General features: G+C 54.8%; 4 protein-coding genes. All 4 read right to left on the reverse strand.

Features of this window, described 5'->3' with window-relative positions; genetic code table 11:
* Positions 1 to 619: 619 nt before the first annotated feature.
* Positions 620 to 1063, reverse strand: a complete 444-nt coding sequence (locus tag JIN85_RS19995) for a hypothetical protein (protein WP_200274174.1) — start codon at positions 1061 to 1063, stop codon at positions 620 to 622.
* Between the two features lie 59 nt (positions 1064 to 1122).
* Positions 1123 to 1461 carry a cyclic-phosphate processing receiver domain-containing protein gene (locus JIN85_RS20000; protein ID WP_200274176.1) on the reverse strand — a complete coding sequence of 113 codons (339 nt, stop codon included), beginning with the start codon at positions 1459 to 1461 and terminating at the stop codon, positions 1123 to 1125.
* Positions 1462 to 1531: 70 nt separating this feature from the next.
* A complete protein-coding gene (locus JIN85_RS20005; protein ID WP_200274178.1) occupies positions 1532 to 2041 on the reverse strand; it encodes a hypothetical protein in 510 nt (169 codons plus the stop codon).
* 104 nt (positions 2042 to 2145) lie between these two features.
* Positions 2146 to 2913 (reverse strand): hypothetical protein (locus tag JIN85_RS20010; RefSeq protein ID WP_200274180.1); only part of this gene is annotated, 768 nt, incomplete at its 5' end.

Raw genomic sequence — 2913 nt, forward strand, 5'->3', positions numbered from 1 at the left:
GGCAGGCTGATGAGAAGCGCATCCCGCGAACACGAAGAGAGCTGCAATCAGCGTTGCTAAAGTAACGCGTTTCATTTCTTAGCAGAACGTCAGAGTGGTGGCACGGCGATGTCGAGCATCCAGAGCGTAGCGAACTAGTGAGCTTGTCCGCCGTTGCCACCCACGACGTGTTCGGCTTCTTGTTTATGCAGGGTATCCGAGGGAATTGATCGTCGAAGACGCCTAGGTCCTGAAAGATATCCTACTATCACCCAGACCCACCCGATCAAGAAGACCAAGGCAGGAACCCCGACCAGCCAACCTACCGTCGTGTAAATAAATTCTTGTGTGATCCCGGATGGATTTCCGATTCCGGATCCAAAAATGATCACGACCGAATACCAGCCACCACATGCCATTCCAACCAATCCGAATACTTGTATTAGGACTGGGATTAGACGAAGTGAAATTGTTGCAAGCTTGGACATTATTCAAAGTCGCGAGATTTATTTCTGCCGAACGTCAGAGTGCTGCCACAGGCTGCCTGAGGGCGCGCTCCGATTTCAAGGTTGATGGTTGAATTGTCATGTCGCTTCCGACTCGCGGCGGGCAGCCTGTTGGAAGCCACGCCTTGTTCGCCTTAGTCATTTACGCCGGTGATCTCCATGTCAAAGGCTTCGATAAACGCCCGCATGCATCCAGTCCCGCCGTAGGGGTGGCCGTGAGGATCGAAAATCAAGCAGCCCGTGCCCTCACCATCTTCGTCGAAATCTTCGAGCCCGTAGTCTCCATCCTTGAAGGCCTCGAACATCGACATGAAATCCCAAGGGTGCTGAAGCCGAGGATCTTTGTGGCGCTCATCAACGGGAATCGTGAAATACAACTTCTTGAAGTCTTCCAGTTCGGAACTCGTGGGCCACCAGAAATGATCCAAGGCTTGTTGATCGAAGAACTCTCTCCAGCCACCGTCATCGTCGGGCCAATCGCCTGACTCCTTGCACGTCTTAATCCGCTCGAATGCTCGACGTGCCGCTAGGAACCGCTCGCGATCATCGAATCTGAAGTAAACGCCGAATGGCTCCATCTTTTCTTTGGCGAACGTTAGAGGCCATCCGCGGCGTGATGGAAGCCGTAAAACAGAACTCAGGGCTGAACGCCGTCGGATGCGCCGGCTTGTTCGGCAATTTGGTTCTTTCGACTTAGGGCGATGATCGACTCGATACCGCTCTCCATCTTTGCTCTCGCTGAGCTGTTCGCAGAGTGAGCCCGAATCAGGGGCGGATGAAACCCCGCGGTCGCGACTGCCTCCTCAATCCACAGCACTACGTCATAGCCGGTTCCCCGAGCGTCATCCCCCAAGTCGTGGTCGAGGCTGATCTCCGTCACCTCACCTGAGCGGAGGAGCTCGATCGCCTCATCGGGCCAGTAGACGCGCGTCCACCCTGGGGGAGTTGCCCTCTCGTCATCGAGGTAGACACGCATAGAGATTCTTCAGCCGAACGTCATAGAGCACCGGACCGGCGGGAAGGAAGCTCGAATTCAAAGAGGGACGTTAACGCCGGTTCGGTGCCTCGACTTGTTCTGCAGGGGTTTTTCGAGGCAGATTGATCTCAGCGACGAGACCGTCCCTCTTGTCGAGGAGGCGGATCGAGTCAAAATACGGCTCCAAAGGAGCTTCATGGTAATACTTCTCCCTGACCATAAGACGTGGTCCCGGCACGAAGAACGACTCTCCTTCTTTGAGCGGGGTGACCTGTAAGTCTCGGCCCACGTAGGTGGACTTGCTGGCAATCAGTCGAAATCCCTGCGGCAAACTCCACTCCTCCCATGCGCTGGTCCATCTGCCCCTTACGCTTCCACCTCCGTGCCTCGTGCTACTCATGCCATCCAACTGGAACTGGTAAAACACCTTGCTCCTCGGGATCCCCTTGGGCGTCGCAGAGGTCCGAAGCGAGTCCATCGCCATCACGTATTCGGACTTCAGCGTCACGCTGGGTGTAGTCGAACACGAAGCGGAGACGGCAACCAGTCCACACAGAATAGTGGCGCGCAGATAGATCATTTTTGCAGAACGTTTGAAGTGTGGCGCGGCGGGGATGATGCGTCTAGAGCGAAGCGAACTAAGGACGTGGTCCGCCGTTGCCACCACTGACTAGTTCGCGTCTTTCAGTGTTTGAATACGGCTCGTGCCAGTGCGGCCGCAAGGGCGGATCCGCTGACCGTCAGAGCGATACGAATCAAATTTCGAGTAGATATAGCCTCCTTCGTGATCGTCCCAAAATCTCCCTCGCTCATGTCATGCGAGATTCCATCAAGTTGAACATCGGGGCTGCGTTCTCGAATATGCCTAAACATCGCAACAATTCCCAGCTTCGAAAACGGCTTCACAATGAAGGACAGTGGTGTTCCTCCATCCTTTCGTGTCAAGGTGACCGTTGGAGCGGGATTGGCGCTCATCGTAACACGACTTACTTGCGAGAGATCGATCTCCGCCCGCTTGAGGAGAGACCGATAGATCAATCGATTCGCCGCAAGCTCAATAGAAGGTGAGCACACCCAATAGACTGCTACTGCATAGAGGGCGACGAGTCCCAATGCCTCTCGAATCTGCTGTCCCCGGACAATCAACAAAACGCCGAGGAGGAGTGCCGGAGAAAACAGCACCGAGAAGATAATCACCGTCGCTGGAGCGGCTCGTATTAGGCGTGGCGCGTCAGAGTGCATCTGGTTTGTTTTGTCGCGAACGTTTAAGGCCATCTGCGGCGGGATGAAAGCAACAAAGTCAACTACCAGGCTGGTCGCCGTCGGATGCGCCGACTTGTTCTCTCCTCTTTTTTTATTTGGGTTCGTTACCAGAATATCCGCTGAAGAAATGAAAGCTCCGATCGGTAAATCTCCGCAGGGATTCCGATCAATGCCGGGCCACTGGTCGTC

This window comes from Luteolibacter pohnpeiensis (assembly GCF_016595435.1).
Taxonomy (GTDB): Bacteria; Verrucomicrobiota; Verrucomicrobiia; order Verrucomicrobiales; family Akkermansiaceae; genus Luteolibacter; species Luteolibacter pohnpeiensis.